5 protein-coding genes and 1 tRNA gene are annotated in these 6,202 nt (G+C 41.2%); all 6 read left to right on the plus strand.

Annotated elements, in window-relative coordinates; translation table 11 throughout:
* The first annotated feature begins 121 nt into the window (after positions 1-121).
* Complete coding sequence (locus DBR11_RS23490; RefSeq protein ID WP_108555033.1) at positions 122-541, plus strand: IPExxxVDY family protein; 420 nt, start codon at positions 122-124, stop codon at positions 539-541.
* 137 nt (positions 542-678) lie between these two features.
* The gene (gene pyk / locus DBR11_RS23495) at positions 679-2,109 is read left to right on the plus strand and encodes a pyruvate kinase (protein ID WP_108555034.1); all 1,431 of its coding nucleotides are present in this window, start codon (positions 679-681) and stop codon (positions 2,107-2,109) included.
* 46 nt (positions 2,110-2,155) lie between these two features.
* Positions 2,156-2,243 (plus strand) — tRNA-Ser (locus DBR11_RS23500).
* 156 nt (positions 2,244-2,399) lie between these two features.
* On the plus strand, positions 2,400-3,011 hold the full coding sequence (locus DBR11_RS23505) for an RNA polymerase sigma factor (RefSeq protein WP_108555035.1): 612 nt from the start codon (positions 2,400-2,402) through the stop codon (positions 3,009-3,011).
* 117 nt (positions 3,012-3,128) lie between these two features.
* Positions 3,129-4,328, plus strand: coding sequence for a FecR family protein (locus tag DBR11_RS23510; RefSeq protein WP_146186642.1), 1,200 nt, complete (start codon positions 3,129-3,131; stop codon positions 4,326-4,328).
* A gap of 235 nt (positions 4,329-4,563) precedes the next feature.
* Positions 4,564-6,202: SusC/RagA family TonB-linked outer membrane protein (locus tag DBR11_RS23515; protein ID WP_199233935.1), on the plus strand; the 1,639-nt coding region annotated here is incomplete at its 3' end.

Genomic DNA, 6,202 nt, shown 5'->3' on the forward strand with positions numbered 1-6,202 from the left:
GAAAAATAAATTCTAACACATTTCAAATGTTTTTATTTCAGTACCAATTTTAATGTTTTTATTTCAAACGGGAAAGTAAAATTACTTTTATAATTTCGTAACCTAAAATAAAGCAACTGTTTTGAATAAAACCTACCTGAAATTATCTCTGGATCTTGACTTCATTCTGATTGCAATTACCGCATCCTTAAAGGATTACGTCTTTTGTCACAAGATCAATACCCAGTTGGGTTTTGACTTTGAAAGGATAGAGGAACACGAGGTCTATTTCAATGTCGACCAGCCCCCTTTATCCTTCTCAAAATATTATTTTTATGTGGAACAGGGAGAGAATGAATATTTTATCGTAAGCAACCGGCACAGTGACGGATTTTTAATTCCGGAGATGAATAAGGTCGATTATTTTCTGATTATTCATCAGTTTTTAGATAAAGACGATTTGAATTATATTTTGTCCGGGCTGAACAAACTGTCTGATATTCAGGTTGCTGCGCAGATAGACCCCTATAAGCTCAAGTCAAAAGAGAATTTGATAATGTAAATTTTATATTGAAGGTGTATTAAATACACTATATTTGGTGTTACAATATTTTTTTAATAACAAAATTAACCGAATATATCCTTGGATTTTTTTCATTCCACAGCATATAAGGTTGGTTATAAATAAAAGTAAAATTGATGAAACCTTTTCATTCCAGAACAAAAATAGTTGCCACGCTAGGACCGGCATCAGCCAAACCAGACGTTTTATTTAGCATGTTCAATGCCGGCTTAGATGTATGCAGGCTTAACTTTTCCCACGGTTCTCAGGCAGACCACCAGGAAGTATTGGATACCATCCGCGACCTGAACAAAAAACACAAATACAACGTAGGCATTTTAGCCGACCTGCAAGGGCCTAAAATCCGGATTGGAATGGTGAAAGATGGTGGTATTCATTTGGTTAACGGAAGCAAGACCATCATTACAACTAAAGAATGTATCGGTAACGAAGAGCGTATTTATATTACTTATGAGTCCTTTCCAAAGGATGTTAAAGCTGGTGAAATCATCCTTTTGGACGATGGAAAACTGCAAATGCGTGTTATAGAAACCAATTTTGAAGATGAGGTGATCTGTGAAGTTGTTCATGGTGGCATCCTGACTTCAAGAAAAGGTGTAAACCTTCCAAATACAAAAGTTTCTATTCCTTCACTGACGGTTGAAGACCGCAGTAATCTTGAATTTGTTCTTAAAAATGATGTAGAATGGATCGGTCTTTCATTTGTACGTAATGCCGCAGACATCATCGAACTTAAAGAAATTATTAAAGAAAGAGGGAAATCGGCCAGGGTAATTGCTAAAATTGAAAAACCTGAGGCTATTGCAAATATAGATGAGATCATCGCGGTTTCAGACGGTATTATGGTTGCCCGCGGAGATCTTGGAGTAGAAATGCCAATGGAAGAAGTTCCTTTGCTGCAGAAAATGATCGTTAAAAAATGCCGTGCGGCATCTAAACCAGTAATTATTGCTACGCAAATGCTGGAAAGCATGATTACCACACCTAGACCAACACGTGCAGAGGTGAATGATGTGGCGAATTCTGTACTGGATGGTGCTGACGCGGTAATGTTAAGCGGAGAAACCTCTGTAGGAGAGTTTCCTCTGATCGTTATTGAGACTATGCAAAAGATTGTTCAGAACATTGAACAGAATAATTATCCTTTTCACTCAGATAAATTCATCAAACAAAATTCAGATACTTTTCTGAGTGATGCCATTTGTGAAACAGCGACTGCACTTTCTAAGCAGACCAATGCCGTAGGAATTGTTTCCATGACGGTAAGCGGTTATACTGCATTTGAAATTTCGAGCCACAGGCCAAAAGCTTTGACTTATATTTTTACCAGCAATGAGAACCTTTTAAACACGCTGAGCCTGGTTTGGGGTGTTCAAGGCTTCTATTATGATAAATTTGAAAGTACTGACGAAACCATTCTGGACGTGAACAGCATCCTTAAAAAGCATAAGCTGATTAAGAAAGGGGATGTAGTGATCAATACTGCAGCGATCCCAATGGAGCGTAAAGGAAAGACGAATATGGTAAAAATCACTGTTATTGATTAATTATTCGCAGGATTCAAAATTTTTTATACTTTTGCAATCCTGAAAAGGAGAGTTGTCCGAGTGGTCGAAGGAGCACGCCTGGAAAGTGTGTATACTCCAAAAGGGTATCGAGAGTTCGAATCTCTCACTCTCCGCAAGAGGAACTTCAGATGAAGTTCCTCTTTTTTTATGCCCGAATCCCACGATAGAACCTTTTACAGCTTAAAAAGCTTTGCGAATTCTTGTACTTAGATCCGTGAATAAATCGTAAGTTTATAGGAAAGGGAAAACGGTATCCCCCTGGACCACCCATGCAAACTAACCAAAAACCTGTTGAACGTCAAGAAGAGACTCTATTGCTCCACCTGCAGCAGGGAAAAGAAACTGCATTTACCGAAATATATAATCAATACAGCAAGCCGCTGTTCCTGAAAATGCTGCGGATGACTGGCGACACAGAAATTGCCAAAGAATTGCTCCAGGATCTGTTCCTTAAATTGTGGGAGCACCGGCAAATCATAGATCCCAATCTGTCTTTTAAGTCTTACCTGTATACCATTGGGGTCAATCTGGTCTATGACTACTTCCGGAAGGAAGCGAAAAATAAACAACTGAGCGCACACCTGCTGGCTATGGCGGTAGATGCGGATCTTCAAACTGACGAACTGCTGATCAGCAAAGAGAACATCAATATGGTCAGAAAGGCCATAGATCAGCTCTCTCCTCAACGCAAAAAAGTATATATGCTTTGTAAGCTGGAAGGCAAAAGTTATCAGGAGGTCAGTGAGGAGCTTCAGATCTCTACGTCTACAATACATGATCATATTGTTAAAGCCAATTCTTCCATTAAGAAATATTTGTTGAGCCATCCTGATTTTGCAGTTTATGCACTCATTGCAGGGGTTTTGATGAAGGGTATGTAATTTATTGGGCTTATTTTCAGTCTGTTGTATTTTTTATAGGTGCTTCAGTGTAATTATTTCGAAAACAGAGCCGACCATAAATTTTTATTTTGCGTATTAGCAGAAAAACAATGTATTTTGGAAAAGAAGGAATACCTGGAAAAGCTGCTGAACAAATACCTGGATAAACAGTGCACCGCTGAAGAAGTCCGCTATTTGCTTTCTCATTTTAATCTTCCCGATCAAAAAGAGGAATTGCAGGACATGTTGCATCAGTACTTCGAACAGGAAGTAGAGGCCGGAAATGTAGAAAAGCAACTCGCTGAACAAACCGCAGAGGAGTTAAGGCCTGTTCTGCTTTCAAAAATAAGGAAGAAACAGCCTCGCTACCTTATTGGAAAGTGGATTAAGCTCGTTGCCGCTGCTGTCGTTTTCCTGTGTGTATCGGTTGCTTTATACGTCTTTATTCCATCTAGATCTGAAATCAGGAAAGAAACAGTACAATCTGCAGCGCCGCAAAAGGATATCCAGCCAGGAAGTAACAAAGCCATATTGTTGCTGGCGAATGGTTCGAAAATTATATTAAATGAAGTAAAAGATGGAGAACTTGCGAGACAAAATGGTGTGGCTATTGTTAAGACTAAAAATGGACAACTGCTTAATACCAGTCTTTCTTCTGCCTCTGCAGATACAGAGATGGCGTATAACACCATTTCTACGCCGAGAGGGGGTCAGTATCAGGTCATTCTTCCTGATGGCAGTAGAGTGTGGTTAAATGCAGCTTCTTCCCTCAGGTACCCTGCAGCCTTTACCGGGCAGTCAAGATTGGTCGAATTAACAGGAGAAGCCTATTTCGAAGTGTCTAAAGATGCTTCAAAACCATTTAAAGTAAGTGCAAGGGGGCAAATGGTAGAAGTATTGGGTACCCACTTTAACATGAATACCTATGAAGATGAGCAGAGCATGAAAACCACTTTGCTGGAAGGCAGTATACAAATCGCGTATCAGCAAATGAAATCGCTCCTGAGACCTGGCGATCAGGCAAAGATTACGGCCGGACAAGCTGTTCCGCTAAAAATCAGCAGGGGTGTAGATACAGATGAAGCGGTAGCCTGGAAAGAAGGCTATTTTCAATTTAATCATGCCAACATCCAGGAAGTGATGCGGCAATTGTCACGTTGGTACGACATTGAAGTAAAATATGAAGGAAAACAGCCTTCAAAAGAATTTGGAGGTGCCATACAAAAAGACCTCCCCTTGTCCAAAGTGCTGAATATTTTAGAAAAAAGTAATGTGCATTTTAAAGTGAGCGGAAAGGAGGTGGTGGTTATGCCCTGATCTTTACAATTCGCCTGATCCTGAAAAATAAAAACCGGAAGCGTTGGCCCGCTCCCGGCAATAGCGTTCAGGGTGTTCAGGAACCAATCTATTTTGCAATCAACTCATTCTTCAAACCCTAAACAAATCAAATGTAATGAATTTTATTACTTATGGTACTTGCCGGCGACCATTCCCGCTTCTTTTGAAAAGCACCAGGACGTCCCGGAACAGATACGAACAAACCTGGCGAATCATGAAATTGATTTTTATATTAACCACCCTTGCCTTCGTTCATGTGTATGCAAGCGGATATTCACAACAAGTGACCTATTCGGGGAAGAACGAAGCATTGGAAAAAGTACTCCAGTCTATAAAAAAACAAACCGGGTATGTCTTCTTCTACAGTTATGATCTCATGCAGAAAGCAAAACCTGTCAGTGTGCAGTTGCACCAGGTCCCTCTGGAACAAGCGCTAAAAACTTGCTTTACAGATCAGCCCCTGGATTTTACGATAGAAAACAAAACGATTATTATTTCTGACCGGAAAGAAAACCTTGTCCATCCGATTAAGGTCAAAGGTAAAGTAACAGATACTACAGGTCTTCCTTTGCCGGGGGCGAGCATTACCATAAAAGGAAAACCTTCTGGCGTACTTAGCAGTGCAGATGGCTCGTTTTCCATCGACGCACAGGCTGGAGATGTCCTATTGGTTTCATTTATTGGTTATACCTCCAGGCAATTCACACTGACTGGTAATCTGGGTTATTTAAATGTGGTGTTGAACCAGGATGCCAGCAATTTAAATGAAGTTGAGATCCGTATAGGTTATGGAACACAGCAGAAAAGGGAGCTCAGTACAGCCGTGGCAACAGTAGGAGCGAAAGCACTTGGCCGCCAGGTTGTGAGCAGTTTTGAAAATGCGTTGCAAGGGCAAGCTCCAGGAGTGGAGGTTAGTAACCCTACCGGACAACCAGGTTCGGCGATTAACATCAGCATCAGGGGAAAGAACTCCCTGAGTTTAAGTACTTCACCGCTGTATGTTATTGATGGGGTTCCGGTACAACCCGGATATGATGAAGAGATTGGCATTGGAAACCAGCGACCCAATCCCTTAAGTACCATCAACACCAGTGATATCGAGTCCATAGATGTCCTGAAAGACGGTGCAGCTGCCGCCATTTATGGATCCAGGGCTTCTAATGGCGTGGTGGTTGTAACAACTAAGAGAGGAAAATCAGGTAAACCCCAGGTCAATTTTAATATGTATTACGGTGTCCAGCAACTGGCCAAAAAAATCAAATTGCTCGATGGAAAACAGTTTGCCGGTATCTATAATCAGGCCCTGATGAATGCAGGTATGGATCCTGCCTACAATATAGACACCGTAACAACCAATACCAATTGGCAGGATTTGTTGTATCATACAGCACCCATATCAAATTACCAGCTGAGTGTAACCGGGGGAAGCGATAAGACTAAGTATTACCTTTCCGGGGCCTATTTTAGCCAGGATGGTATTATCCGTAACTCCGGATTTGAAAGGTACTCTGTAAAACTCAACCTCGATCAGCAGGTGAGCGATCAGTTTAAAATAGGAACAAGCCTGAACCTCGCCAACACCAAAAACAACCGCAGTACAAGGACTGAAATGGAGCTGAACAATTCGGGTGTTGTACTGGGCGCGCTGGAACAGATCCCTACCATTCCTATTTATAACCCGGATGGTACCTATGCTTTGAATCCTTTTTCCAGATCAGATAACCCATTCGGAGACAATGAAACGACGCACAACACAATTACCCTTAACCAGCTTTTTGGCAATATTTACGGGGAATATACCATCCTGCCCAATTTGGTCCTGCGTTCTTCAGCGGGGATAGACTACCGGGCAC

The sequence above is a fragment of the Pedobacter sp. HMWF019 genome (assembly GCF_003061025.1).
In the GTDB taxonomy this organism is placed as follows: domain Bacteria; phylum Bacteroidota; class Bacteroidia; order Sphingobacteriales; family Sphingobacteriaceae; genus Pedobacter.